The sequence below is a fragment of the Acidithiobacillus sp. genome (assembly GCF_023229925.1).
Lineage (GTDB): Bacteria > Pseudomonadota > Gammaproteobacteria > Acidithiobacillales > Acidithiobacillaceae > Acidithiobacillus.
Genome location: NZ_JALNYM010000004.1, coordinates 82,010 through 107,435, shown reverse-complemented (window position 1 = coordinate 107,435; position 25,426 = coordinate 82,010). Strand labels below are relative to the sequence as shown.

Here is a 25,426-nt window from a genome sequence, read left to right as displayed (position 1 = left end):
GAAATTCGGTGAAACTTCAGTCTCCCTGGATCACCCAAAAATACGCTCTATCCGCCTTATGGGACTTGCTCTCATAGAGGGCATGGTCGGCGCTGCGCAGCAGTTGGTCACCCGTTTCTTCTTTCCCGAAGGGATACAGGGCGATCCCCATACTCCCACTGATCTGGACGATCTCACCATTGTTCAGTGGGATAGGGGTATTCATGGCTTCTTCTACCTTGGCGAGGATCGGGGTGAGATCATTCGGCCCAGAGAGGTCTTCCACTAGAAGCACAAACTCATCACCTCCCAGGCGAGCCACAAAGTCCGATTTACGCAATGCCTCCGGCAATCGCTTCCCCAGGGTCACGAGCACTTCGTCACCCGCTTCGTGGCCATAGGCGTCGTTCACCGGTTTAAAGCCGTCCAGATCCAGCATGCATACCGCCAGCAGCTTGCCGTGCCGCTCTGCACGGGTCATGGCTTGCTCCAGTTGTTCTTCCAGAAACCGGCGGTTTGGCAAATGCGTCAGCATATCATGGCGTGCCAGGTTTTCGATTTCTGCTTTTGCCTGTTCCAACTCGCGCTGTTCATAATATCGGCTCAGCCCCAACCCCAAGCTGGTAGCTAGCTGTTTCAATGTTTCCTGTAGTGACCGCGTGAAGTGCTGAATTTCTTCGCTCTCGATCACCAGCACAGCAAATGGGATTTCCCCTCCACCCACAAACACCGGAATGGCCATAACACTGCGGACCCGGTCAAACACACTACGGTCATCGTTGACATCTTGCGTCAGGGCCGATGAACTTGGATTCAGCGGGCCTTGCTGAAGCCCCGTACGGAACACCTCACCAGCCACTATAGTGGGGCATATTCCTTGCACTGGATATCGTAAAGGTACGACTCTATCGGACAACGGATCGTCGTCCGTATCTGCCATCGCCTGTATGGTCAAAAACGCGCCTTCCAATGCTCTGGTAATGACGTAGGCCCCAATTGCCTCCGTCTGCACTACCACATTATCCACCAACCGTTGGTACATGGCCTGAAGGTTATCCTGGCTCAGGAGATCCCGCTGAACCAGCAAGGTGACGGCCTGATATTGGCGCAGGCGTATCAATTGGCGAAGCAGATTTTGGGTAAACCAGCCGACCCCGCCAATCAACAACAAGACGAACAATAAAATGGGCAGCCTTCCCCGTTCCGCCCGCCAGAATGCCTGGCGTACCGACGATGAGGTCCATTGCATATGCAGAGTCCCGAGATATCCGGGAACGGGTATGCCTAGCATGCCGACGCCCACAGACAAATGGGACCCCGGCGATGCCCAATGACCATCTTTCAAGGAGGAAATCACCTGCCCTTGTGGATTGGTGAGCAGAACAATGTTGGGATGGGTGGAAAAGCCCGCCTGTATGACCTGCACCAGCACGGCGGCTTGCCAAAAGGCAAGCCCGACAAACGTTGCGGCCAACGCCACAAAAAAAGCGTTACTCCACCGCAGCATACGCTGTCCGGGCTGGGACAGAAATCGTTCAGATGCGCTGGCCAGGAAGCCTCGGAATCGATCAGAAATAGGCCGCCACGGCAAGTTGGGTGCAGATTTGGAGGAAATTTTTTCGATACTCCTGTCGGTGTCTCGCAAAGTGTAACTATTCACAAGGGGTATCGCCACCCCACCTTGGGCGTCCGCACAGCTTGTTCCGCAAGTTATTGGTGAATAGCACGTCCGGGTCCGAAAGAAGTCGAAGCACCTCTTCGCGGTGTTCGCGCAGTCGTCGCAGCAGGATTGGTCTGGCAGGACGAGCGCAGGCGCCTAATAATCGCGCAGGGTGCAGGGATGATCGTTTCAGTGCTGGCCTTTGATGCCGAGGAGCCGTGGTGGCGGAGCGCCGGCTAGGTCGTATTTTCAGTCATGCGTCAGTTGATCCGACCCAATGCAGGATGTGATTCCACTGGCCTGCGGTAATGGGTAGGATGGACAGGCGATTCCCTTTGCGAACCAGCAGGCTGTCAGAAAATTCTGGCATGGCGCGCAGGCTATCCAAGGCAATATTGTGCGCAAAAGTCTGACGATAAGCCACATCGACCAGGTCCCAGCGGGGTTGATCAAGACGCGATGCAGGGTCGTAATATTTGCTCTGCGGGTCGAACTGGGTGGGGTCTGGATGCGCGGTGCTGGCTACTTCGGCGGTCCCGACGATGCCGGGGACGGGTACGCGCGAGTGATAAATGAAGACTCCGTCGCCTATCTGCATGCTGCGCAGGAAGTTGCGGGCCTGATAATTACGGATACCGTCCCAGGGTTCCTGTCCGCGCTGCTGCAAGTCCTGCAATGAGAAGGCGTCCGGCTCGGTCTTCATTAACCAGTAAGCCACGCCGTCAATCCAGTGACACGGGATGGTCGAGACGCAGACTCAGCAGCCGACCGATGGCATGTTCCAGAGATTCCCCACTCTGGCTATCCCGCCATGCGCCGTCTTGCGGTGAAAATCGTGCCGGACCATCGCTGCAGGCCAGCCAAATCTGTTGCACCGCTTCCTGACGGTTGAGGATGATCTGACTGTCATCGGGCAAAAGCAAGGTAAGCACGTTGTCCACGAGATCGCTTTCCACTTCTGGAGCACTGGTCTCTATCCGGTTGAGCAGATCATTGAGCGTATTTTCGACGGTGACGGCAAAGCTTTGTGGGTTCATAGGGCTATCCTGGATCACCGCTCTATAATGACGCCTGCCGGGCAGCAGGGCAAGCCCGCGTCCACGTACCGACTTTGTAGGAAAGCTTTATGGACGCGGATCATCATGCAGTATCTTCAGGAACGACTCCCCGTAAGCCTCCAGTTTGCGTTCGCCGATACCGGGGACGGTGGCCAGCGCCCGCAGGTCGCGCGGGCGACGTTGCAGCATTTCCATAAGGGTGGCGTCGTGGAAAATCACGTAGGGAGGCACGCCCTGTGCCAGGGCGAGTTCGCGGCGGTGCTGGCGCAGGGCTTCCCAGAGGCCAGCGTCCTGGAGCGCGATCTCCGGGCGCTTGTCGCGCTGCTTCGGTGTCGTGCTTTCCTGCTGGCGTAGGGTGAGTTTTTCCTCGCCGCGCAGAAGCGGACGACTGCTCGGGCTGAGGCGCAGGCCACCGTGCCCTTGAGCATCGACCTCCACCAGCCCACGCAATAAAAGATGGCGAAAAAGGGCGCGCCAGGCATTGGCGGAGAGTTCCTTGCCAATGCCGTAGACGCTCAATTGCTCATGGCCCCATTGTTGGATGCGCGGTTCTTCGCGGGCCAGAAGTACGTCGACCAGATACTGCACCCCGAAGCGCTGGCCAGTCCGGTGGACGGCAGAGAGGGCCTTTTGGGCAGCGACGGTGGCATCCCAGGTGGCTGGGGGCTGCAGGCAGTTGTCACAGTGGCCACAAGGCTGGGCGAGAATTTCGCCAAAGTAGCCGAGCAGGGTCTGGCGACGGCAATCCGTGGTTTCGCAAAGGGCAAGCATGGCGTCCAGTTTCTGCCCTTCCATCTGCTTACGCGGCAGGTCGGCTTCCGATTGCTGAATCATCTGCCGTAGCTGCACCACATCCTGCAGGCCATAGTGCATCCATGCCTCGGCGAGCAGGCCATCGCGCCCGGCACGGCCGGTTTCCTGATAATAGGCTTCAATGCTCTTGGGCAGATTCAGATGGCCGACGAACCGGACATTGGGCTTGTCGATGCCCATACCAAAAGCAATGGTGGCGACGATGATCACTCCTTCATCGCGCTGAAAGCGCTGCTGATTGCGGCGCCGTTCGTCGCCGCTCAGGCCGGCATGGTAAGGCAAGGCATCGAGTCCCTCGCCTTGCAGCCATGCGGCAATTTCTTCCACGCGCTTGCGGGACAGGCAGTAAACGATGCCTGCCTCGCCAGCGTGGCGATCGTGGATGAAGCGCAGCAAGGCGTTGCGGGCGCCCTGGCTGCCGCTATGGATGTGGTAGCGGATATTAGGACGATCGAAAGATCGGGTAAAAACAGCGGCCTTCTGCAGCGCCAGTCGTTCGATGATTTCTGCGCGGGTTCTCGGGTCGGCAGTGGCTGTCAGGGCGATGCGTGGCACCTGGGGAAAACGCTCATGCAGCACCCGCAGTTGCAGGTATTCTGGACGAAAGTCGTGGCCCCATTGGGATACGCAGTGGGCTTCGTCAATGGCGAAGAGGTTGATAGTGGCCCGTTGCAGCAGGTTGATGGTACGTTCCTGGAGCAATCGTTCCGGGGCGATGTAAAGCAGATCAATGGTGCCTTGCAATAACGCGTCCTCAGTGGCGCGCACTTCCGCGGGACTGGCGCTGGAGTTCAGGGCAGCGGCAGCGACCCCGGCTTGGCGCAAGGCGTTGACCTGATCTTCCATGAGGGCGATCAGCGGCGAAACCACCACCCCTGTTCCTGCTAGGGCGATGGCGGGAATCTGATAGCACAAGGACTTGCCGCCCCCCGTAGGCATGAGCACCAGCGCATCTCTGGCCCCCATAAGGGTCTGGATCACCTCTTCCTGCGGCGCCCGGAACGCATCATAGCCGAAGGTGTGGCGGAGTATTTTTAATGGCTGCTGTGTGCTGGCGATTGGCATGGTGACTCAGGATAACGGCAAAGGCTGTCTGGACCTAATCAGGTGATCAGCCGTCCTTCTTGCTCCTCTGGCTGGGCGAGTGCGCCGCTGGCAATGATCAGGCTGCCATAAACCCAGATCAGCATCGCCATTATCAGTACAACGAGAATGACTGAAAATACTACCCCTACTACGAACTTCGCAACGAGCGGCATCGCCAGCAATTTCAGCAAAACCCCGATGAGGCCAAGGAAGAGCCCGACAGGGATAGCGGCGACTACCAGCACGAGCACCATGATCAGCGTAATTACGAAGGGAAAAATGAGCCAAATCAGACGGCTACCAAAAATAGGTAGCGCACTTTTTAGTGCCGATTTGGGTGTCGCACCATAAGCGGCATAGAGCATAAACACATATCCGAAAAAAGTGCCGATCAGGGTAGACACCAGCATTCCAATCCAGAAGTCAGGTCGGGTAAGGGTGTCCGGTGGCAGGGGATGCCCAGGCGTCACTGACAGCCCGGAAAATGCCATAAGTATCGAGACAAGTGCCGCGGGTAGCAGGGACAGGGCCCAGGCCTGGGCCCGTCCAATCCCCCACAACAAGTCCCCCATGGCCCAGTCCTGCCCGGCAATGACCTTGGCGAGCAGGTGGTAGTAGCCCATACTGACGACATACATCCAAAGATACATGGGGAGGTGCCACAGATCGGCATGGCCTGGGCTGACAACATCGAGAAGGTCACCGGCAATGAATCCGACCATGAGGAGGATCATAAAAATAATGAGGGCTCCGGCGAGGGACTTGAACTGCTGTCGCAATAGTTGCCAGCCACCGACAATCGCACTGCGATAGCTGGGTTGGCCGGGAACGAGGGGGGCATCTGGCATGGTGGAATCTCCTGGTAGGGGCTTCTTTATTCACAGGCTGCGCAGTAGGGAAGTAGGGAGTGCCCACAGTATAGGTGAAAATTCTGACCCTGCGTGGTCGATGTATGCTGCTTTTTTAGCCGTTACTCGGTTGCGCAAACATCGGGCAGGATATCTGATAAATCACGGGTTCTGCACCATCAAGGCGCGCGGCACTGAGTTGGCGGCCCCAGACACAGCCGCTGTCCAGTGCGAGCATACGCGGTTGCACCAGCAAACCCTGGGTGGCCCAGTGGCCGCAGATGATGGCGCCAGAGGTCTGCCTTTCAAAAAACCGCTGGTGCCAGGGTGCAAACTCGTGGGCAGTGTCCTTGGGCGGCGTGTTAGACCAGCTAAAAACGCCCTTGGCGGTCACATAGCGGGCGCGGGTGAACACCGCAACCCGGAAGCGCTGCGCGTCCTCTTCGTTGCGGCAATCTTGCCAGCGGTTGGGTGCCGGGGCTACCCAGAGGGATTTCATAAAACGTCGCCAGCGACGATCGTGCAGCGCATCCTCGACGGCATCAGCATGTCCGCGCGCTGTTGCCATATCCCAGTCAGGATGGATGGCAGCGTGGACCATGCTCCAGCCCAGTTGCGAATCCGTATGCAGCAACGGGCTACTGCGCAACCAGTCCATCCATTCGTCTGCCCGGGGATCGACTAACAAAGGGGCGAGCGTGTCATTTTTTTTTGCAGGGATGACGCCCGCCCAGCGGGCGAGCGCGTACAGATCATGATTGCCGAGGACGATCTGCACTCGGTCGCGCCAGGTGTAAAGCCGGTTAATGACAGCGTGACTGTCCGGCCCCCGGTTAACGAGGTCGCCCGCCAGCCAAAGCCGATCTGTTTGCGGCGCGAAACCAATTTGCTCCAATAGAGAACTAAAGGGCGCATAGCAACCTTGCAGGTCGCCCATGGCGTAGATGGCGGTCATATTTTAAAGCGTGACGACCTGATCAGAACGCTTCATCTGGCGAACCAGGGTTTTCATGCTCGCTACTTTAATACCGGGAATCAAGGTCCGATTTTTGGCTAGATGCAGCCACTCGAGACCAATCACATGAATTTCGGCACCCAACTCTTGAACCTCTGCGATGAGGTCGTGGTGGACACGCTGCCTCCCTCCCAGATTTTCCGAGTGTAACGCTAGTGATGCGGCTTCTTCGGCAAGAAATATACTGACATCAATGTCATCGGCGAGGGCGGCCGCCGCCATACGCAGGCCTTGGAGAACGGAATTGCCGCCAGCGTCCGGATGGGATTTGATAAGAATGGTCCAATGCATGATCTGTACGCTCTATACTATCTATGGCTCGTTCAGAAGCCTCAAGCCAACGCTCCTGCCCTCGCTGTCTAGATTGAAAGTTTAGCATAAAAATGTCCCGAAGGATATCATGCCTGCATGGCCCCCTGGGCCGCTTGACCCTTGTCGTAGTCACCGATATAAATCGGTTCTGGGGATATCCAATGGAGAATAACGATGCGACCATGCTGCGGAACGTGCTGTTTATGGCGTGGTGTCTGGTCCGGGTATTTGTTAACTCGCCTAGGGTAGACCAGATGGAAACGCCATTTGAGTGACGCGGCGACCTTGGCGATTGTCGCGCCACGCCAGCCACCCGCACGCGGGCTGGCGACGCTCATGGCGGCCGCTGTGCTGGTATTTCTGATAGCGCCCTTTGCGGCACTGGTCTTTGCGACAGACTGGCATGATTTCCAGTTCGCTCCAGGTGATCTCGGCGCCATTCGGGTTTCTCTGTGTTATAGCGGTCTGGCGCTCATGCTGGTGGTGCTGGCGGGCACGCCACTCGCCTGGTGGCTGGCGCATTATCATTACCGCGGCAAATGGCTGGTGGACGCGCTGCTGTTGCTACCGCTGCTGACGCCGCCCCTGGCCATGGGTATTTTGCTGAGCGCTCTCTACGGACCCTATTCACCGGTGGGCGGCTTGTTCGGTCAGGCGGGGTTCTATCTGACGAATACCGCACCAGCCTTTGTGCTGGCACAGATCTACGGGGCCATGCCCTACTATGTGCTGGCAGCGCGAGCGGCCTTCGAGGGCGTGCCTGAAGAGTTGGAGCAGATTAGTCGCACCCTGGGACGCAACCGCTGGCAGACCTTCTGGCGGGTGACACTGCCTCTGGCGCGCCTGGGGCTGACTGCCGGAGTGGCGCTGGCCTGGGTGCGCGCCATGGGGGAGTTCGGCATTGTGCTCATCGTGGCGTATTTCCCGCAGGGTATTCCGGTCAAACTTTGGGTTAACCTGCAGGATATCGGGCTGAGTGCGGTTTACCCCCTGCTCTGGGTATTCTTTCTCGTCGCGGTGCCCTTACCTTTGTGGCTGGGGCTGCGTTCGCGCCGACAGGGGATATTCTGATGGCATTGCACTGAAATTTATGGAAATTCGCTATCTGTTGGAAAAGCCGGTCACGCTGGATATTCAGATGGGAGTGCGGGATTTCACCGTCCTGCTCGGTCATTCCGGAGAGGGCAAGACGATGCTGCTCAAGGCCATCGCTGGCTTGATTCCGGCGCGTGGGCATCCTTTCGGCGACCTTGCTGCCGAGCAGCGCCCTATCGGTTATTTGCCTCAGGGTTATGCGCTTTTTCCGCACCTGCGGGCTTGGGAAAACGTCGCCTTTCCGCTGCCCAGGGGCGCAGGCCGCCGCGCGCAGGCTATGGATTTGCTAACGCGCGTGGGGCTTGTCGATCTGGCAGAGCGTTATCCGGCGGCCCTCTCCGGCGGGCAACGTCAGCGGGTGGCGCTCGCCCGCGCTCTGGCCCGGCGTCCTAAGCTGCTGCTGCTGGACGAGCCTACCTCGGCGCTGGACATGGCCACCCGCGACGAAATTCTGGACGAACTCATCCGTGAGGTCCACGAATTTGGGGTGCCGGTGCTGGCGGTGAGTCATGATCCGCACTTGGCGATGCGCGCAGATCACATGGCGGTGCTGCTGGATGGACGTGTTGCGCAAGAAGGGTCTCCCCGTGCGGTGTTTGCGCGACCCGCCACTACGGGAGTGGCGCGTTTGCTGGGGTTTCGTAATTTCCTGGCGGGGCGTATTGAGGAAATAGAGAGAGCCGGAATGGTGGTGGCAGGAGCAAAAGCCGACTGGCGCCTGCGTACCGGCTTGCAGCACGGCATGCGTCCGGGGATGGCGGTAACCGTGGCCATTCGTTCCGAGGATATCGTGCCGGACCATACCCCGGACGGCTCAGCGCCGAATGCCCTGAAACTGCGGGTCTTGAGCCTCCGGGAGGAGGGTGTTGCCTTGCGTGTCAGAATGGAAGGGGCTTTATCTTTGGATATGCTGTTACCGCGCTTGCAGTGCGAAGGCAGGTCTCTGGCGCCAGGCACCGAGCTGTGGGTGCAGGTGGTACCAGAGCATGTCCATGTGATGCAAGGGTAAAACGGGCCAGGGGTCCCCATTTTCGTAGTGCCCGATGGTTTTTGCAATCCATTGATATTGACAGGGTTGGGCGATGGCGCCAGAATACGCGACTTCATTTCCCGCAAACGCGGGATTGTAGATATGGAGAGTACAAAGTTGGCCAATACAGCTCAGGCGCGCAAGCGCGTATTACAAAATGAAAAGCGGCGCTTGCACAATGCCAGTCTGCGCTCGCGCTTGCGCACCTATGTAAAGGGTGTGCTGAAGGCCGTACACCTTGGTGACCAGGAGCAGGCCCGCAGCGCGCTCCGCGCTGCGGAGTCGGTCATCGACAAGACGGTTGGCAAGGGTGTGGCACACCGCAACATGGCGGCCCGCACCAAAAGCCGGCTCTCGGCCCGCGTCAAAGCGATGGGTAACGTCGCTCAGTAAAGGCAGGTAAGCGCATCCCGCAGTCCGAGTGGGATGCCGAGCAGAAGAGGCGATCCACACAACCGGATCGCCTCTCTGATTTTATGCGTGGCGAACGCACTTATCAGGTTTTGCCGAGCATCTCCCGGAGGCGGGCGAAAGCGGCAGTGGGGTCCATTTCTTCTTCCGGATTCTGGTCGCCCTGCCAGTCCAGGTGCTCTTTAGGGATCTCCCGGAGGAAGCGGGAGGGTTCTGGATGGACCTCTTGGCCGTAGCGGCGACGCTTACGACAGAGACTCAGGGTCAGGCGGAAGCGGGCGCGGGTCATGCCCACATAGAAGAGGCGACGTTCTTCTTCAATCTGCTCCGAGGTTTCGCTGTTGCGGTGGGGTAGCAGTTCTTCCTCGGCACCAACCAGAAACACCTGCGGGAATTCCAGCCCTTTAGCGGCGTGCAGGGTGGACAGGCGCAGCACATCGCGTTCGTCGTCCTCTTCGCGCTCCAGCACGTTGAAGAGCATCAGGCGGTTGAGAATCTCCGCGAGGGTTTGCGGGCCTTCGTCCTGTTCCTGCAGGCGCTGCATCCAGTTGAGGAGTTCCTGAATATTCTCCCAGCGGCGCCCCGCCTCTTTTTCGTCACCTTCACTCTGTAGATACTGCAGATAGCCGATTTCCTCGGGTAGGCGCTGCAGGGCTGGGATCAGTTCGGCTTTGTCCACCTCACCAGCCTTGAGATTCACCCAGCCAGCGAAGCTACGCAGAGCGGTGCGCGCCTTTTCAGGCAACTCCAGCGCGTCTTCCCAAAGCGCGGCGAACAGCGAGAGATTTCGCTCCTTGGCGAAGGCGCCCAGGCGTTCCAGGGTGCCGCTGCCGATGCCCCGACGTGGCGTGTTGACCGCACGCAGGAAAGCGGGATCATCGTCGGAGTTGACCAGTAGCCGCAGGTAGGACAAAAAATCCTTGATTTCACTGCGTTCAAAGAAGGAGAGCCCGCCGGATATCTGGTATGGAATCCGGGCATTGCGCAGGGCCGCTTCAAAGGGGCGGGCCTGATGGTTGCTGCGGTACAGAATGGCGTAATCGCGGTATTCACCCTGCCGCTGAAAGCGGTCGCGGAGAATGGCATTGACCACTTGCTCCGCCTCGTCGGCCTCGTTGGCGCAGCGCAGGGCGCGGATACCGTGGCCATCGCCCAGCGTGCTCCACAAGCGCTTTTCAAAGAGGTGGGGATTTTGCGCAATGACCGCATTGGCGGCCTGGAGAATGCGACCGGTGGAACGGTAGTTCTGCTCCAGTTTAACGACTTTGAGGTTGGGGAAATCCTGCGCCAGCCGATGCAGGTTGTCGGCGGCCGCACCCCGCCAGGAGTAGATGCTCTGGTCGTCGTCACCCACCGCCGTCAGGTTGTGACGGGTGCCCAGCAGACTCTGCACCAGGCGGTACTGTGCGCCGTTGCTGTCCTGATATTCATCCACCAGCAGGTAGCGGATACGATCCTGCCAGGCGTGGCGGGCCTCTGCGTGGTCTTGCAGCAGGCGGGTGGGCAGGAGGATGAGATCATCCAGATCCACGGCGTTGCAGGCACTGAGAGAGCGCTGATATGACGTATAGATATTGGCGGCCTCCTGACCGAAGCGGTCATCCGCATGCGCTTCCTCGGGGAAGAAACCGTCATTCTTGAAACGGGAGATACGGGCCTGGATGGCTTCGGCGAGATCGCTGGGGCCGTTGGCCTCGCGGAGCAGGTTACGGACCATCCCCAAGCTGTCGCCCGGGTCAATGACGCTGAAGTTACCGCGATAGCCCAGGCGCTCGATGTCTTTGCGCAGGATTTGCAGGCCGAGATGATGGAAGGTGGAGACCATCAGGCCGCGGCTGTTATGGCCCCGCAAAGCCTCAGCGACGCGGCTTTTCATCTCGCGTGCGGCCTTATTGGTGAAGGTCACGGCGCAAATGTGTTTGGGGGCAACCTGCTGCTCGCGGATAAGATGAACGATTTTCCGGGTGATGACCCGGGTCTTGCCCGATCCGGCCCCGGCCAGCACCAGCAAGGGGCCGTGGATGTGTTTTACGGCTTCCTGCTGTGGTGGGTTGAGCTCATCAGCCATGGGCGTCATGCGGATGCAACGTGCAGCAGTTAATGATCGGCTGCCAATGTGGTTTGGGGCGATTCGGAGAATCCGCCCTTATAGGCCCACCAGATCACCAGCGGGCCGAGAATAATCATGGGCACGGATAGGACCTGGCCCATGGTGTAGTGACCGAAGACAAAGCCCAACTGAATATCCGGCTGGCGCGCGTATTCCGCGATGAAACGGAAAATGCCATAAAAGAGGACAAACATACCGCCAACGGCACCGGCAGGACGCGCTTTGCGACTGTAGATGGCCAGAATCAGCAAGAGCAGAACGCCCTCCAGCAGAAACTCATAGAGTTGCGAGGGTTGCCTGGATTGCGGACCACCGGCGGGAAAGACCATGGCCCAGGGCAGGTGACTGACACGGCCGAAAAGCTGGTCGTTGATAAAATTGGCCAGTCGCCCCAAACCCAACCCGATGGGCACGGCTGGCGCGATGAAATCCAGCGTAGGCAGAAAGGTATGTTGCTGATGGAACCGTGCAAATACCCAGCAGGCGATGACAACCCCCAACAGGCCACCGTGAAAGGACATACCGCCATCCCAGATGGCCAGCATTTTCCCGGGATTGGCGAGATAATAGGGAAGGTTGTACCAGAGCACGTAACCCACCCGGCCACCCAGTATGGCGCCGACGGCCACATAAAATTCCAGGTCGACGACCTGCTCTTTGCGCCAGTTCCAGTGCGCCATGCGACCGCGCCGGATGAGCCAGACGGTGGCGATAACAAAGCTGATGATTTCCAGCAGACCGTACCAGTGAATGGTGACAGGGCCAAGCTGGAACCCGACGGTGTTGATATCCGGAAAATGCAGCATGAGGGTCCTCGTAAATTTAGGCCACCATGGCGGAGCCCTGCGCTTCTGTCAAGGTGATGTCGTGGGCTTAGGCATGTCGACTGGGTTTTCAGGGGTTATTTTTGGGTGCGTGACTTCTCTTGTAAATAGATAGAGCACTAAGTATAAGTACCCTAATAATCTGGGCGGCTAAAAATACCGGAGGGAATCATGAGCAAAGAGCTGTTGCAGGAAGCGTTTGCCCGGGCCCTGCATGACAGCGCCCGGGCCTGGCGCCACGCGCTGGATCGTCGCCTGAAGGATCTCGGACTGAGCCAGGCGAGTTGGATGGGTATCGCTTTTCTGGCGCGGGCGGACCCCCCCCTCACCCAGACCGAACTGGCGCATCGTCTCTCGGTGGAAGGGCCGACGGTGGTAGCCATGGTGGACCGGTTACAGCGCGCTGGATTGGTACGCCGCGAGATCGCTCCGGAAGACCGGCGTATCCGACGGGTGTTGCTGACGCCCGCGGGGCAGACCGTGTATGCGGAGGTGAAGCGTGTCGCCGGCGACTTCCGCCGCGAAATGCTGGATGGCCTGGATGCTACTGCGTTACAACAAGCAACGAATATCCTGCAGCGTTTGCAGCGCTTTACCGAAGAATCCTCCCGATGACCGTGGAGAGCACCGCAGTCCGCACAGAGGGGCTGAATCGACCCCTCATTACCCTGTCCATCATGCTGGCTACCATCATGCAGACCCTGGACAGCACCATCGCCAACGTGGCCCTGCCGCATATGCAAGGCAGCCTGTCTGCGTCTCTGAACCAAATCGGCTGGGTGCTGACCTCATATATTGTAGCGACGGCCATTGCCACACCACTGACCGGCTGGCTCTGTGACCGCTTTGGTCAGCGTACCATCTTGCTGGCCTCGGTACTGGGGTTCACGCTGGCCTCCATGTGGTGCGGCATTTCTACTTCGCTGGGGGAAATTGTCGTTGCGCGGGCGCTGCAGGGTATCTTCGGAGCAGCGCTAGTGCCGCTTTCGCAAACCGTCCTGCTCGACATCAACCCTCAGGAAAAGCAGGGTTCCGCCATGGCCGTGTGGGGGATGGGGGTAATGATTGGGCCCATCATCGGGCCGACGTTGGGCGGGTGGCTGACGGATACGATGGACTGGCGTTGGGTATTTTTTGTGAACGTGCCGGTGGGGATCATGGCGTTTATGGGAATCTGGAAATCCTTCCCCAAGGATTCGGCGCTGCGGCGGATGCACTTTGACATGGCAGGATTCGTCAGCCTGAGTCTGGCCATCGGGGCCTTGCAGTTGTTGCTGGATCGCGGACAAGAGCAGAGCTGGTTCGCTTCGGTGGAAATCTGGATAGAAGCCTATATTGCAGGGTTCGCAGCCTTATATTTTATCTATCATACCTGGCACACCCCCTTTGACCGTTCCTTCTTTGATTACCGGCTGATTTTCGACCGCAACTACGTTACCGGCCTGCTTTTCATCTTTATTGTCGGACTGGTGCTCTTTGCATCGCGGGCGCTGATCCCCACCATGCTGCAGGATCTGATGGGCTACACCGCAACAGCAGCAGGTTGGGTAACGGCACCGAGTGGTCTAGGCACCATGTTCGCCATGCTTTTCGTCGGGCGCCTGGTAGGCAAGGTCAATCTGCAGCTGCTGCTCGCCATCGGTTTCGGTATCACGGCTTTTTCCCTCTGGCAAATGCAAAGCTATGGTCTGGTGATCAGTGAGGGTGATGTGATTTGGCCGGGCGTCTGGCAGGGGCTGGGGATTGGTCTGGTTTTTGTGCCTTTGAGTGCCGCCACCTTTGCGACCCTGAGCCCGGAAATGCGGGCTAACGGCACGGCGATTTACAGTCTGGTGCGTAATGTCGGCAGCAGTATCGGGATTTCTCTGGTGGAGACGTTGCTGACCCGTAACACGCAAATTGCTCACGCGGCGCTGACCGCCCACATTGATGACCGTAATCCGGCTTTTCAGAATCCGGCCGTGGCCAGGCTCTATAATCCCCATGATGCTTTGGGCCAGAGCCTGCTCAACGCGGAAATTACCCGGCAGGCGACGATGATCGCGTACATTGATGATTTCTGGCTGATGCTGGTGATGACGCTGGTGGTTTTTCCACTGCTGCTGATTATTCGCTCGCCTAAACGTGGCGCGGTGACGAAGCAGGAGATGATTGTGGATTAGCTGGGAGAAGTGATTCGCAGCGATGGGTATTTCAAGGGGAAAAGGGCGATCCACATGGCTCGTCCCTATGGGGGCGGAAGCGCAATCTCGCAGGGCAGCAATTTTGGGGGCGCAGACATTTTGTTTAGACGGTGGATAGGTGTACTCTTTCGCTCAGGAACCACAAGGCGTATGCCCAAGGTCAAGCAAAAGGTCTTTCGTGGCCTCCGCACTTTCGACGGGGCTACGACCTTCTGTACGATTCAATCTTATCTGGACACCTTATGCAAGCAAGGCACCGACCTGTTGCAGGCCCTGGCCCCATCTTTTCAGTCAGCCCGCGACGGGATAGCGATATCCCCTGTGAATAGTTGCTCATTTTCAACGTGTCGCCGAAGTGCAGATGTTTACTTCAACGACGGCATGACTCATTTTCTTTAATCCTGGAGTCCACCATGACCTATCAAGAACTTATAGAATTTCTCGACCAGCATTTGGGATACCCTTTCCTGCAGGACATGGCTCCGGATGCGGCGCTGAGTGCGGCGCAGCAAGGCAAGCTCAACGATGCGCTGACCTCTGAGGTGCTGACCGCCCTCTATCTGGGCAATCAGTGTAACGCGGCCAATGCTCCCGTGGATCGTGCGCACAGCTTTGATGGCCTTGCCCGCCTGCGTCTGCGCAGCCAGGCCGACGATTCAGACCCCACCATCTTCCGCAAAGTGCTCAAACTCTCACAGGAGATCGACCATGCATTTGACCAGGAATTGATTCGCCAGCGTAACGAGAATGCCTCCTGAACCTATTTTTACAGAGGCAGGCAGACGGGTCAGCCTGCTTCTGTCTGATCGGGGTCGGCGATATCCCGATGGTTGACCGAGAAGCGCACCCAACACCTCGCCTGAACAATGGCGATTTTTATTAGCCAGCCGGATTATGACCAGGAATAATGGAGCACTGTTGTGGTAGATTGTTCTCGGTGTCGATCTGAAACAAGTCTGCGAATCCGGCATAGGCATTATTCAGAGTCTCAAGTTGTTTCGTTTTCTTCTGTCGGTGCTCGCTCAATACACGAATGCGTGGCTGAATGTTTGCCGATGATTCAACAATGGATCCCAGCGCTTCGAGTTTTTCCATAGACTGAGACGCATACAAGTCCATCTGTCGGTTCATCATTTCGAGCAACTCCTTGACCCATGCCTGCAATTCGCGGCGGGTTTCCTCGACAAAATCCTGCACCTGATTAGCGAGCGATAGAAAAGCCTTACGCACGACCGCACCTTGCGTGGTCGCTGCGATTTCCAGACGCTTACCAAATCGTTCGTAGCGCTCCATCATGGCCAGCAACTCGGCCCGACGCGGCAAAATAGCGTAGGGGATGGTATCGAGCTTCGGCAACCCATATTGCTGCTCCAGAACGCGATAGGCATCAAGCATCAGTGCCGAAAGCCGATTCGCACGTTCAAGCGCGGCATCAAATTGCACCAGTGTTTCGACAAAAAACTGCGAAAAGCGATCGTAAATACCTACCGTCGTCCACGCCGCCAGCAATTCGGCGCGTGCGGATTCGATAATCTGGTCGAACCGCTCCAGGGACAGCGCTTGTAGCAGCCAGGTATTCGCTGAATCTATAAATTCTTTTTCCTTCACCCCAAAGGCATCACGATCCCTGGCAAAAGTCCGCACCAGTTTTTGCTGACGATCCAAAAGGCGCGGCAACTGCTCGCCCGTTTGCGCCTGCAGGCGTTCCATACTTTCGATTTCCCCGGCCAGATTCTGAATCTGCTCATCCAGCAACACTCTTTGATCAAGCACCACCCGGTTGAGCAGGCGATGGGCATTTTCGAGCATGGCGTTACGCCTGCCCGGAATAAGAATTTCGCCGATGGCTTTTTCAAGAAGGTCCAAACCGCTTCGCGCGCACAACGCCTCATCCTTGCGGATACGGCCCAACAGGCCCTTCTGCGCCGAAGCCGCCACCACCTGATCCAAGTTGAGATTCAGTCGCTGCGCCGTGATTTCCCGCTGAGTGAGGATCGCCGCGGCTTCCTGATCGGTGTCGCGCAGATCATCCCAAAGCATGTCCACTTTGTTGAGTACCACCAACTGGTTCTGTAAGGCGCGACGGCCAAGAAGTTGCTCCCAGATCTCCAGATCGCTTTGCGTAACCCCGGTATCCGCACTCAGCACGAAAATCAGGGCATCGGCTTCGCGCGCGGCTTCCAGACCCAGATCGGCCTCGCTGCCGAGGGAGTTCAGACCGGGTGTATCGAGAATCACCAGCCCAGCTTCCAACACCGGGTGCGCCCATTGCAGCAACGCATAACGCCAGCGTGAAATACGCACTTTTCCCTCACCACAAGAGGGACAATTACTGATTCGCCCACTATTGCCTGCTCCCTTCAATGGAGGGCAAAGGCCATAGCCGCGCGCCTCTTCCAAAGTCACACAAAGTGTTTCTGTAAGCTGAGCCATACTCTCCGTACAGGCATTGTGATCCTCCGAATTGAGCGGAGAAACAGACCAAAGATCCCTGGATCGCTTCAGCTTTTCCATAGAATCACTGAGCGTATAACTGCGGATAGGTAATAGCTGGAGAGAAGGGGCCAGATGACAGTGACGAATTTCCACAGGACACATGGTCGTCTGCCCAGGTCCGGAGGGCATTAAACGCGCGCCCAAGTCAGAAAAAAACAATGCGTTAATCAACTCTGATTTGCCACGGGCGAACTCACCGAAAAAGGAAATGCGCAGTTGATCATGGGCGATTTCCTGCGAAAGATTCTCCATCCGCAGCATAGTTCCACTGGGCAACAGTTCGAGCTCCACCGAAAGCTGCGCCATTTGATGGACTGCTTTGGCAATATTGCGACGCCGCTGGTGATATTCACGCAACTGTTCAACCAGCAAGGGCAATTTCATCATCGCATCCCCCATTCTATAGCGGAACTATCCAGCACCGCGCTCCATCGCCCACGCCTAGCGTACCATTATAATATACATCGGCATCACTACAACGCAGCCTGTTTTAAGCGAAGAAGCACAAAATGCCACCTTCAGTTGAAACGATGCAAAAGCCCGGCAATAGCTGCAAAGAGCGCAATAGGTAAGAAAGTGGCGGCTAAAGGGGGTATTCCACCGGAGACACTGATATATCCCGACATCTCCGTGAGGAAATGGAATCCCAACCCCAACACCAACCCCGCCATAATCCGCGCTGCCAGACCACCGCCACGCGGATTGCGCGTCACAAAAGGTACCGCCAGCAAAATCATCACCAGACCCACCCATGGATAACTCACCCTGCGCCAGAAAGCGAGGGCGACGCGGTTCATATTCAGCGCGCCGCTCTGCAAAGCCTGGTAACTTTGCCACAGGGCAGGCAGCGTCATGGTTCGTGTCGGATGAGCAAAGCTACGCAAAGTGGCCGGATGCAGCGCCACTGACCACGGCATCTCCGCAACACGTGTCACCTGTATCTGATCGGGTGTAATTTCGAAAAGCTGGACATTGTGCATGCTCCAATGCCCCTCTTTGAATGCCGCCTCACTCGCCGTTGTGATGGCGCTTACTCCCACCATACCCTGGCGTATCCGCACGATATGCAGATCCTGCAAAATCTTCCCGTCATCGCCCACCGCACCAATCTGGATAATCTGTGCACCATAGCGCAACCATAGTCCTTGCGACCCCATATTATGGAGGTGGGTCCCCGGTTCACCGGTATTGGCCCACATGGTCTCGGCGGCGGGTGCGGTGACCGGTATCACCCATTCTCCCAAGGCAAACATAAGGCCAGCACCGAACAGCCCGACCAGCAGGAGCGGCTGCTCCAAACGCCAGACCGACCACCCCGACATGCGTAAAGCGATTACCTCAGAATGTCCACTCAGAATACTCACCCAGACCAGCGCACCGAGCAGTAACGCCAGTGGAATCACATCATAAGCCACATCAGGCAACTGCAGAGCGGCGTAAGAAAGCAGCCGCGTCATGGACCAGACTCCATGCCCCGGTCCGGAGGATTTGGCGACGAGTTGGGCGATGTAAACCAACGCCAGAAGCATAACCAACACGAGGCTGCTATAGAGCAACATGCCACGAAACAGCAACCGATCTGCGCGTTTCATAATGCGCGCCGCCCCGGCCAGGCGGGTAAAATCGGCAGATCGCGACTGCGCCTGAAAAAAGTGTACGCGGCCACCACCAAAATCAGCAGGAGCACCCAAAATAATCCGGGGAAAACCGACATCTTGCCACTCATCATGTGCTCTTTGAGATAAATAACGATGTTATTGATGGCCAGCAAAAACAGTATGCCTACCAGCATGCCTGCCGCCCGCCCTCCCCCCCGGGGCTCGCTGTAGGCCAGAGGGATAGCCAGCAAAGCCAATAGAGGCAGCGCGAGCGGCCAGAGCAGACGCCACTCCAGTTCGGTTACGGCGAAGCGCATCTCGGTGCCGTGCAGGTCACGCCCAAGCTGAGACAGAGACACGCTACCCCAGTTGATGCCGCCCGGCTGGGCAGCGCTGGTGACCGGGCTACCCAGCAACACTCGATAGCGCGCGAAGGAAAGAACTTTGAACCCGTTTTGCCCGGGCCGTCCCAGATAACGTTGGCCATCCACCAGCACCAGCGTCAGGGCGCCATCCTGACGGGGTTTGATCTCCCCGTAAGTCGCGGTCGCCAAATCCAGTTGATCACCTTGGGCAATGGACAAAAATATCTCGCGGAAGCGGTGACTGTCTTTACCCACGGGCTGCCCCACATAAATCACCCGACCGCCGGGTAAATTCGTGAAACTGCCAGGCTGCAGCATAGCTTCGGCCGCGGCATTGGCCAGGCGCACAGAGTCGGATTGTAACTGACGCTGCGCACCGGGCGCCCAGGAAAGAGACAATAACAATTCCAGACAAAAGACACCTGCCGCAACCGCCGCAACAGATGGCAGAAGTCCCGACAGCCCGGTACCGGTACTGCGAATGGCCACCATCTCATTGGAACGATAGAGATTGCTGAACACCAGATAAACCGCGAAGAAAAAGGCCAGAGGCAATACCATGACCAACAGTGTAGGTACTGCCAGGCCGAGCAACTGTAGTACAATCGATAACGGCAACTGCCCGGAAGCGACTTGCCTCAACAATTGGGTCGCCTGACCGATAGCCAGGATGGCAAGCACCACCAGGCAGGTCAGCAGAAAAGAGGTCGTGATATTTCGCACGAGCTGCATACGGATGCGCGTCAAGCGGGCAACCCCTGAAGATTACTCACAAGACTTGATTCCCGGTGCCTCTGGGGCTTATTTTCCATCTTTGACGTCATCTCGAATTCCTCGCTTACAGATTATCAGGAGAACCGCCGTGGAGATAGCCGTACAGTGCCAGAACCCAACCGCCGACAACAATGACTGTGTAGTCGTCGGAGTGTATGAAGGCGGCACGCTGAGTCCCGCCGCCACGCTGATTGATCTGGCCAGTGGCGGCGCCCTCCAGGCCCTCCTCGATACCGGAGATTTTAGCGGCGCCTGTGGCGAGACGCAGATGCTCTATCAGGTTCCGAAAATTGCCGCTGCGCGAGTGCTTGTCCTGGGCCTCGGTACCCATGGCAAGGTCAAGGATAGTCAATTTCGCAAAGCCGCACTCGCCGCCGCGCACGCTTTGCAGAATGCCCGCATCAGCCGCGTCAGCTTACACCTGCTGGACACCCCGGTGATCCGCCGTTCCGCACCTGCACTCGCAAAAATTTTGGTTCAGGCGATGGCGGAAGTCGATTACCACTTTGACCAGCATAAAAAGCCTGCAGATAAGCCGCAACGGGCCTTTGGCGCCATGCAGCTCATCGTTTCCGAAGGCAACATGGCCGAACTGGCAGAAGTTCAGCGTGCCGCAGCAGAAGCCCATGCGACAGCACGGGCCGTCGCATGGGCCAAGGATATGGCCAACGAGCCGGGAAATGTCTGTACTCCTGCCTGGCTCGCCGGGCAAGCGGAGGCCATGGCCCAGCGTTTAGGCATCAAAAGCACCATCCTCGGTCCGGACGCCATGGAAGCCCTGGGAATGCATTTGCTCCTCGGCGTCGCCAACGGATCCCGACAGCCGCCCCGGCTGATCATTCTTGAATATTGGGGTGGCGCCGAGGATCAGGCACCGATCGTGCTGGTCGGCAAGGGGCTCACCTTTGACGCCGGTGGAATCTCCCTGAAGCCCGCTGACAAGATGGAGGAGATGAAATATGACATGTGCGGCGGAGCTTCAGCGTTGGCGGCTATTCAGGCGGCAGCGGAACTTAAACTCCCGCTGAACGTTATTACCGTGGTACCCGCTTCAGAAAATCTGCCCGACGGGCAAGCCACCAAGCCTGGTGACATCCATAAGAGCATGAAAGGCCTGAGCGTGGAGATTGTGAACACCGATGCCGAGGGACGGTTGATCCTCGCGGACGCCTTAACCTATGTTGAGCGCTTCGAACCCGACGTAGTGATCGATATCGCCACCCTTACCGGCGCCTGCGTCATCGCTCTGGGGCACCAGACTGCGGCCGTGCTCGGCAATCATGAGGGACTCGTCCATGAACTGATTGCTGCGGGCAAGGAAAACATGGATCGGGCCTGGGAGCTGCCGCTCTTCGACGAATATCAGGAGCAATTGAAGAGCCCCTTCGCTGACCTCTCCAACGTCGGTGGCCGACCAGCAGGGACTATCACCGCCGCCTGTTTTCTCTCACGCTTCACTGAAAACTATCATTGGGCGCATCTCGATATTGCCGGGGTAGCATGGAAGAGCGGCGAGAACAAAGGTGCGACGGGCCGCCCGGTGCCGTTGTTGGTAGAGTATTTGCTACAACGGGCGCGGCAGTTGGCTTGAGAGGACCACCGCTTGCCCATCGCCTCGTTCTATGCGTTGCCGCCGACGTTGCTCACCCCGCACGAGCAGCAGCGCGGTATATGCCGGGTAATTGCCAAAGTCTGGCAGGTCGTAGGAGAAGCAGATATCCTGTGCCCGGATGTAGAGATGGGGCAGATCATGGATGATCTTCTGTGGACTTTCCAGGCTGGTGCTTTCGTGCCCCATGTCCGGGGTGCAGGAGAATCCATACGCATCCATGATGGCGGCGCCTGGCCCCCACAGAGTAAGGCCTTGGTGCTCTGCGGGCTGGACGCATTGCCGACACCTGTCCCTGCATGCGAACGGCTCATCGACTTCATTCCTGTCGCAGAGCAGCCCCGCAGCCTCGCCAGAGAACGATACAAACAATTAAAGAACGCGGGATACACCATGCAGGTGCATCCCCTGGAAGCCTGACTGGAGACGCACCCATGGCAAGCATACCGACACGTAAAGAACCCGTTCTTGAAGAGCAAAGGGACGCCGATGATGGCGGCGGCCCATTGCTACTCACCCACCTTTTGCGTCAGGGACTGCCGCCACAACTTTGGCGGCATACGGACGACGCGACGCCGGAAGCCATAACCTATCCGGCAGCAGAGGCGGCAGAGGCGTTGCCAGATCATCTCTCATCACTCCCTCCCGAATCGGTGGCGGTGCCCGAGAGTCCCGCCGTTTTTTCGATGCGCTGGGAGGAGGCTACGGTCGCAGCGCCCAAAAGTGCTGCGGCGGCGCATACGGAATACGCACAAGCAGAGCCACACTGGCTGGACACGGTTGCGGCCGCATCCCCCATCACAGCCAACAAAGATATTGAAAAGCATGAACTGGATGTAGTCCTGGCGCGGATTCGTGAAGCAGCCGAGTCCACTGCAGGGAACGACACGGTTGCGACCTCACCCATTGAGGCCACTTCTGAGAAGATCGCCGATGCGATAGCACTGGAACAGTCCGCCCCCGTTCCTCCAGCTGCATCAGAACCGCTGCCCATGCAAGGGGCCGCAATGGCCGATGCTCGCCAGCCTGTTCAGTCCACCGTCCCGCCACCTCCCGTAGATCTCGACTTTCTCAAAGACTTCGAGAATCTGCTTTTCCAGGAGGTTGAACGACGAATCATCAATGAGATAGAAGATCTGGTGACACAGCGCCTGCAAACCGTCTGGAAAGAGCAGGTCAGTCTGACTATCATGCGAACCCTTGCGCTGGAGGGCATCAAGTTGCGCGAAGGCCTGGCTGGAGATATCCGCCAGTCGCTTCCGGAAATACTGCAGCGCGTCCTGCACGACGGTCTGGACCAGATCAACACCTCGGAAATTGAGTAACGTACCCTACTATGACTGACACCCTGGATCGCCCCTTCGCCCCCGCCGCAATCGAAACCCAGTGCTATGTGCGCTGGGAGGCCCATGGCCTGTTCCAACCAGCAGGCGACGGCGCGCCCTACTGCATCATGCTGCCGCCACCCAACGTCACCGGCACCCTGCACATGGGCCATGCCTTTCAGGATACCCTGATGGACATCCTCACCCGCGTCCACCGGATGCGCGGCGAGCGTACCCTCTGGCAGCCGGGCACCGACCATGCGGGCATCGCCACCCAGATGCTGGTGGAACGACAACTGGCGCAGGAAGGCGGTGACCGCCACCAAATGGGCCGCGGTGCCTTTCTGGAGCGGGTCTGGCAGTGGCGCCAGGAATCAGGCGGCCATATCACCCGGCAAATGCGACGGTTGGGGGCCTCCTGTGACTGGTCGCGCGAGCGTTTTACGCTGGACAGCGGGCTTTCCCATGCCGTCACCGAGGTCTTTGTCCGCCTGCATGACGAAGGTCTGATTTATCGCGGCAAGCGGCTGGTGAACTGGGACCCGGTCCTGCGCACCGCTGTTTCTGATCTGGAAGTCGTCAGCGAAGCGGAGCAAGGCGCCCTCTGGCACATCCGTTATCCCCTCAGTGACGGCAATGGTGCCCTCGTGGTCGCCACCACCCGCCCGGAAACCCTGCTGGGCGACGTGGCGGTGGCGGTTCACCCCGATGATCCGCGCTACGCCGACCTCATCGGCAAGACCCTGCGCCTGCCGATCATGAACCGCGAGATCCCCATCATCGCGGACACTTATGTCGAACCAGAATTCGGCTCGGGCTGCGTCAAAATCACCCCGGCCCACGATTTCAACGATTATCAGGTGGGGCAGCGGCACGGTCTGGCCCTGCTCAACGTCTTTACCCCCGATGCCCGTATCCGGGACCGTATCGAAGTCTTCGGCGACAACATCGTCGCCGGAGAGATTCCCGAGCCCCTGCGCGGACTGGACCGTTATGCCGCCCGCAAGCAGATTCTGGCCCTGCTGGAAGCGGAAAATCTGCTGGAACGCACCGACGAACACCAGCTCATGGTGCCCCGTGGCGACCGCTCCCAGGCCGTCATCGAGCCCTACCTGACCGATCAATGGTACGTGAAGGTCGCGCCACTGGCCGAACCCGCCATCCGCGCGGTGGAAGAGGGCCGCATCCGCTTCGTACCGGAAAACTGGAGCAAAACCTACTTCGACTGGATGCAGCGCATCGAGGACTGGTGCATCTCCCGCCAGCTCTGGTGGGGGCACCAGATTCCCGCCTGGTACGGCCCCGACGGTAAAATCTTTGTCGCCCGTCATGAAGAGGAAGCACAGGCGGAAGCCGCGCGCCATTACGGCGTGCCGGTGGTTCTGGAACGCGACCCGGACGTGCTCGACACCTGGTTCAGTTCGGCGCTGTGGCCCTTCACCACCCTGGGCTGGCCGGAAAAAACACCGGATCTCGCCCAATTCTACCCCACCAGCGTGCTGGTCACCGGCTTCGACATCATTTTCTTCTGGGTGGCGCGGATGATCATGATGGGCCTGCGCTTCATGGACGACGTGCCTTTCCATGAAGTCTATGTCCACGGTCTGGTGCGCGATGCGGAGGGCCAGAAGATGAGCAAGTCCAAGGGCAATGTCCTCGACCCCATCGACCTCATCGACGGGATCAGCCTGGAAGACCTCGTCGCCAAGCGTACCAAGGGCCTCATGCAACCGCAGATGGCGGCCAAAATCGAAAAGGCCACCCGTAAAGAGTTCGCCGACGGCATTCCCGCCTTCGGCACCGACGCCCTGCGCTTCACCTTCGCGGCCCTGGCCACCCAGGGCCGCGACATCAAGTTTGACCTCAAGCGGGTGGAGGGAAATCGCAATTTCTGCAACAAGCTCTGGAACGCCTCGCGTTTTGCCCTGATGCAGATACAAAATCCGGCCGATCTGGAAGGCGAGCGTGAACTGTTGGCGCCGGAACGCTGGATTATCGGTCGTCTGCAGCACTGCGAAGCGGCCGTCAACAGCGCCATCGACCAGTATCGCTTTGCCGACGCCGCCCATGCGCTGTACCAATTTTTCTGGAATGACTACTGCGACTGGTATATCGAGCTGACCAAGCCGATCCTGCGCAGTGACAGCCCGTTCACCTCGGCGCAACAGTGCGGCACCCGCAATACCCTGCTGCGGGTATTGGAGGCTGGCCTGCGTCTGATGCATCCGGTGATGCCTTTCCTCACCGAGGAACTCTGGCAACGGATAGCCCCGATCATCGGCAAAGCAGGCGACAGCATTGCCCTCGCCCCTTATCCGGTGGCGGACCTCTCCCGTATCGACGTCCAGGCGGATGGCGATACGGAATGGCTGATTGCGGTCATCCGCGCCATCCGCTCGGTGCGTGGTGAAATGGATATTGCGCCCAGCAAGGCACTGCCGCTGCTGCTGCAGGGGGGCGATGCCAGCGACCGCCAGCGTGCGCAACAATATGCTCCCTGGCTCTTCGCTCTCAGTCGCCTCGCCAGTCTGGAATGGCTGGGCACCGCAGAAGAAGCGCCGCCCGCCGCCTTGCAACTGGTCGGGGATCTGCGCGTCCTCGTCCCCCTCGCCGGAGTCATTGACGTGGTGGCCGAGCAGGCCCGTCTGGCGAAAGAACAGCAACGTCTTGAGCAGGATCGCGCTAAAACCGCCGCCAAGCTGGCCCAGGAAAGCTTCCGCAGCCGCGCCCCCGCCGAGGTCGTCGCCAAGGAAGAAGAGCGTCTGCGCGAAATAGACGCCGCCCTGCTACAACTCAGCGAACAGGCACAGCGACTGGAGCATTTGTGACCGGGCA

Annotated in this window: 22 protein-coding genes; 10 read left to right on the top strand and 12 right to left on the bottom strand. The window is 58.4% G+C overall.

Annotated elements, in window-relative coordinates; genetic code table 11:
* Window positions 1–16: 16 nt before the first annotated feature.
* The 7 genes from M0P56_RS12030 to M0P56_RS12000 form a co-directional block, all read right to left on the bottom strand.
* Window positions 17–1,486, bottom strand: coding sequence for a sensor domain-containing diguanylate cyclase (locus M0P56_RS12030; RefSeq protein ID WP_291510266.1), 1,470 nt, complete (start codon window positions 1,484–1,486; stop codon window positions 17–19).
* A gap of 406 nt (window positions 1,487–1,892) precedes the next feature.
* The gene (locus M0P56_RS12025; protein ID WP_291510265.1) at window positions 1,893–2,357 is read right to left on the bottom strand and encodes an EVE domain-containing protein; all 465 of its coding nucleotides are present in this window, start codon (window positions 2,355–2,357) and stop codon (window positions 1,893–1,895) included.
* 4 nt (window positions 2,358–2,361) lie between these two features.
* On the bottom strand, window positions 2,362–2,676 hold the full coding sequence (cyaY, locus tag M0P56_RS12020) for an iron donor protein CyaY (protein ID WP_291510264.1): 315 nt from the start codon (window positions 2,674–2,676) through the stop codon (window positions 2,362–2,364).
* A gap of 87 nt (window positions 2,677–2,763) precedes the next feature.
* On the bottom strand, window positions 2,764–4,575 hold the full coding sequence (gene recQ, locus M0P56_RS12015; protein ID WP_291510263.1) for a DNA helicase RecQ: 1,812 nt from the start codon (window positions 4,573–4,575) through the stop codon (window positions 2,764–2,766).
* Window positions 4,576–4,613: 38 nt separating this feature from the next.
* A complete protein-coding gene (locus M0P56_RS12010) occupies window positions 4,614–5,444 on the bottom strand; it encodes a hypothetical protein (RefSeq protein ID WP_291510262.1) in 831 nt (276 codons plus the stop codon).
* A gap of 115 nt (window positions 5,445–5,559) precedes the next feature.
* Window positions 5,560–6,399: a symmetrical bis(5'-nucleosyl)-tetraphosphatase gene (locus M0P56_RS12005; protein ID WP_291510261.1), complete on the bottom strand. Its 840-nt coding sequence runs from the start codon at window positions 6,397–6,399 to the stop codon at window positions 5,560–5,562.
* A 3-nt stretch (window positions 6,400–6,402) separates the two neighbouring features.
* Window positions 6,403–6,750, bottom strand: a complete 348-nt coding sequence (locus M0P56_RS12000) for a DsrE family protein (RefSeq protein WP_291510260.1) — start codon at window positions 6,748–6,750, stop codon at window positions 6,403–6,405.
* Window positions 6,751–7,038: 288 nt separating this feature from the next.
* Here M0P56_RS12000 and M0P56_RS11995 point away from each other — a divergent pair, with 288 nt between their 5' ends.
* From M0P56_RS11995 to rpsT, 3 genes are all read left to right on the top strand, one after another.
* Window positions 7,039–7,842, top strand: a complete 804-nt coding sequence (locus tag M0P56_RS11995; RefSeq protein ID WP_291510259.1) for an ABC transporter permease — start codon at window positions 7,039–7,041, stop codon at window positions 7,840–7,842.
* A 19-nt stretch (window positions 7,843–7,861) separates the two neighbouring features.
* Window positions 7,862–8,875, top strand: coding sequence for an ABC transporter ATP-binding protein (locus M0P56_RS11990; protein WP_291510258.1), 1,014 nt, complete (start codon window positions 7,862–7,864; stop codon window positions 8,873–8,875).
* Window positions 8,876–9,013: 138 nt separating this feature from the next.
* The gene (gene rpsT / locus M0P56_RS11985; RefSeq protein ID WP_291510257.1) at window positions 9,014–9,289 is read left to right on the top strand and encodes a 30S ribosomal protein S20; all 276 of its coding nucleotides are present in this window, start codon (window positions 9,014–9,016) and stop codon (window positions 9,287–9,289) included.
* Between the two features lie 103 nt (window positions 9,290–9,392).
* Here rpsT and M0P56_RS11980 read toward each other — a convergent pair whose 3' ends face one another.
* Window positions 9,393–11,375 carry a UvrD-helicase domain-containing protein gene (locus tag M0P56_RS11980; RefSeq protein ID WP_291510256.1) on the bottom strand — a complete coding sequence of 661 codons (1,983 nt, stop codon included), beginning with the start codon at window positions 11,373–11,375 and terminating at the stop codon, window positions 9,393–9,395.
* Window positions 11,376–11,404: 29 nt separating this feature from the next.
* Window positions 11,405–12,223, bottom strand: a complete 819-nt coding sequence (gene lgt / locus M0P56_RS11975; protein ID WP_291510255.1) for a prolipoprotein diacylglyceryl transferase — start codon at window positions 12,221–12,223, stop codon at window positions 11,405–11,407.
* A gap of 189 nt (window positions 12,224–12,412) precedes the next feature.
* On the opposite strand from lgt, the gene M0P56_RS11970 reads away from it, so the two are divergent.
* The 3 genes from M0P56_RS11970 (at window position 12,413) to M0P56_RS11960 (ending at window position 15,182) form a co-directional block, all read left to right on the top strand.
* On the top strand, window positions 12,413–12,856 hold the full coding sequence (locus M0P56_RS11970; protein WP_291510254.1) for a MarR family winged helix-turn-helix transcriptional regulator: 444 nt from the start codon (window positions 12,413–12,415) through the stop codon (window positions 12,854–12,856).
* A complete protein-coding gene (locus M0P56_RS11965; RefSeq protein ID WP_291510253.1) occupies window positions 12,853–14,403 on the top strand; it encodes a DHA2 family efflux MFS transporter permease subunit in 1,551 nt (516 codons plus the stop codon). The genes M0P56_RS11970 and M0P56_RS11965 overlap by 4 nt, the downstream gene beginning before the upstream one ends.
* Before the next feature lie 434 nt (window positions 14,404–14,837).
* Window positions 14,838–15,182, top strand: coding sequence for a hypothetical protein (locus M0P56_RS11960; protein ID WP_291510252.1), 345 nt, complete (start codon window positions 14,838–14,840; stop codon window positions 15,180–15,182).
* Between the two features lie 121 nt (window positions 15,183–15,303).
* Here the strand turns inward: M0P56_RS11960 and M0P56_RS11955 are convergent, their stop codons facing one another.
* The 3 genes from M0P56_RS11955 to lptF all read right to left on the bottom strand — a co-directional run bounded on the left by M0P56_RS11955 (window position 15,304) and on the right by lptF (window position 19,630).
* The gene (locus M0P56_RS11955) at window positions 15,304–17,307 is read right to left on the bottom strand and encodes a dynamin family protein (protein ID WP_291510251.1); all 2,004 of its coding nucleotides are present in this window, start codon (window positions 17,305–17,307) and stop codon (window positions 15,304–15,306) included.
* Window positions 17,308–17,438: 131 nt separating this feature from the next.
* A complete protein-coding gene (gene lptG / locus M0P56_RS11950; RefSeq protein WP_291510250.1) occupies window positions 17,439–18,512 on the bottom strand; it encodes an LPS export ABC transporter permease LptG in 1,074 nt (357 codons plus the stop codon).
* Entirely contained in the window at window positions 18,509–19,630 is a 1,122-nt protein-coding gene (lptF, locus tag M0P56_RS11945) for an LPS export ABC transporter permease LptF (RefSeq protein WP_291510249.1), read from the bottom strand. Before lptF ends, lptG begins: the two co-directional genes overlap by 4 nt.
* Window positions 19,631–19,745: 115 nt before the next feature.
* Between lptF and M0P56_RS11940 the strand changes: the two genes are divergently transcribed.
* The 4 genes from M0P56_RS11940 to M0P56_RS11925 are packed head-to-tail and all read left to right on the top strand — an operon-like array spanning window position 19,746 to window position 25,419.
* Window positions 19,746–21,248 (top strand): leucyl aminopeptidase, encoded by a 1,503-nt coding sequence (locus M0P56_RS11940; RefSeq protein ID WP_291510248.1) that lies wholly within the window; start codon window positions 19,746–19,748, stop codon window positions 21,246–21,248.
* A 12-nt stretch (window positions 21,249–21,260) separates the two neighbouring features.
* Complete coding sequence (locus M0P56_RS11935; protein ID WP_291510247.1) at window positions 21,261–21,686, top strand: DNA polymerase III subunit chi; 426 nt, start codon at window positions 21,261–21,263, stop codon at window positions 21,684–21,686.
* Between the two features lie 14 nt (window positions 21,687–21,700).
* On the top strand, window positions 21,701–22,591 hold the full coding sequence (locus tag M0P56_RS11930) for a hypothetical protein (protein ID WP_291510246.1): 891 nt from the start codon (window positions 21,701–21,703) through the stop codon (window positions 22,589–22,591).
* An 11-nt stretch (window positions 22,592–22,602) separates the two neighbouring features.
* Window positions 22,603–25,419, top strand: a complete 2,817-nt coding sequence (locus tag M0P56_RS11925) for a valine--tRNA ligase (protein ID WP_291510245.1) — start codon at window positions 22,603–22,605, stop codon at window positions 25,417–25,419.
* Window positions 25,420–25,426 lie beyond the last annotated feature (7 nt).